Source organism: Acinetobacter endophylla (assembly GCF_053543775.1).
Genome location: NZ_JBLVOM010000207.1, coordinates 1 through 1,094, shown reverse-complemented (window position 1 = coordinate 1,094; position 1,094 = coordinate 1). Strand labels below are relative to the sequence as shown.

The 1,094-nt window shown below is 32.3% G+C and carries 2 pseudogenes; both read left to right on the top strand.

The annotated features are described in order from the left end of the window. Positions 1–292: pseudogene (locus ACNPNW_RS06365) on the top strand (transporter); the annotation flags it as partial. A 4-nt stretch (positions 293–296) separates the two neighbouring features. Then, positions 297–1,094: pseudogene (locus ACNPNW_RS06360) on the top strand (hypothetical protein); the annotation flags it as partial.

Below are 1,094 nucleotides of genomic sequence, written 5' to 3'. Positions count from 1 at the left end.
TTTAAAGTGGTTACTCGATACAATTGATGTAGCTCCTGAAGAAACTGAAGAGGTTAAAAAGCACCAACATAAAGAGGTGCATGCTGTGCTATTTACTTGTTTTTTTACTCAATTGTCCGAGGCCTTAAGTCTGAAGTTATCAGAACATATGAGAGTGGAGTCAAAACCGCAGCGTTGTGTTAAAAAATTGACTCAAAGAACTTATAAAAAATATTTTGGTTTGCCTAAAAACTTCAAGCTCAAGTTAGAACGAAACCTGAAAATCAATTTTTACCCTGAAAAATTATGGTAACTGTATGACTAATACTGATGGATTGTCAGATCTACACGAAGAAATCAAAATATTGGAAAAGTGGTTAAATCAGTCACTTGGTGAAAAAAAAGCTATTTTAAAAGATTTAGACGTTCAAAATAAGAATGAGTTGTATGCTGCTGCAGAAAAAATCCAGGTTACTATTAAAAAAAAGAGAATTGTGACGGAACATAAAATTCTGGCTGGTTTAACTCAATGGACTAAAATTGAACAAGAAGGGCGTCAGTATGGTTATCTGTTGACTGGATTAATTTGTGAAATGCTCAAAGAACTTATCAGTTTACCGAATTCTAGTTCTAAAGATAAAGAGCCTATCACCAACACAAAACTGATAGATTTTAAGCGAATAGTAGATGATGAAAGAGTACATAAGAAATTTAATCAACTATGTTATGCATTAAAACTGTTACTGCAGAACCAATTTAAAGACCGTGGGGAAAAAAAAATACCATGTGACAAAATTACCAATGAAATTAAAAAAATCGATGAATTTAACACCAGCAATTTTAAAGAATTTTTAACTGGTAAAGAGATGCAAAAGCACTCCATCTCATTAGATTTAGACCGTTACATTGAGCAATTTTGTATTGTCTGTAATGAGCTTAACAACAGGGAATTAAATTCATCGAAGAAACTTAGTATCAAGGATTTGATAAAAAGAATAAAAAAGGAGATTGATGTAACAAACCACTCAGGGCCATCTCCTATTCATATAGAAAATGATGACACAGAAGTCGAGATAGATGAAAAATCAGCAACTATTCTTGATCCTACACATGAT